Source organism: Alloalcanivorax venustensis ISO4, from assembly GCF_015356855.1.
GTDB classification, from domain to species: domain Bacteria; phylum Pseudomonadota; class Gammaproteobacteria; order Pseudomonadales; family Alcanivoracaceae; genus Alloalcanivorax; species Alloalcanivorax venustensis.
In genome coordinates this window covers 1-502 of sequence record NZ_ARXR01000091.1, presented here as the reverse complement: position 1 = coordinate 502, position 502 = coordinate 1, and the positions used below count along the sequence as shown (strand labels likewise).

Below are 502 nucleotides of genomic sequence, written 5' to 3'. Positions count from 1 at the left end.
GGCCAGTCCACTTCCTCGTGCGGGCGGTCGAGACGCAGCTCGGCCATGCCGGCGCGGCCGTTGGTGCCGGGGATTTCCACGCCGTAGACCACGGATTCGACGATCTGCTCGAAGCCGTCGAGGATCTGCTCCACCTCGGTGGTGGAGACGTTCTCGCCCTTCCAGCGGAAGGTGTCACCCAGGCGGTCGACGAACTGGGCGTGGCGGAAGCCGATGTCGCGCATCATGTCGCCGGTGTTGAACCAGGCGTCGCCTTTCTTGAACACGTCCCGGAAGATCGCCTTCTCGGTCTTGTCCTTGTCGGTGTAGCCGTCGAACGGGGTCTTGTCGGTGATCTCGCCGAGCATCAGGCCGGATTCGCCCTTGCCGACCTTGATCATGAAGCCCTTGTCGTCGCGTACCGGCTCATCGGCTTCCTTGTCGTACTTGACGATGGCGTAGCTGACCGGCGAGAAGCCCACGGTGTTGTCGAAGTTGAACACGTTGGTGAAGGCCACGTTGC

General features: G+C 62.9%; 1 pseudogene. It reads right to left on the bottom strand.

Going from position 1 to position 502, the window contains the following annotated elements:
• A pseudogene (locus tag ISO4_RS16905) lies at positions 1–502 on the bottom strand (long-chain-acyl-CoA synthetase); the annotation flags it as partial.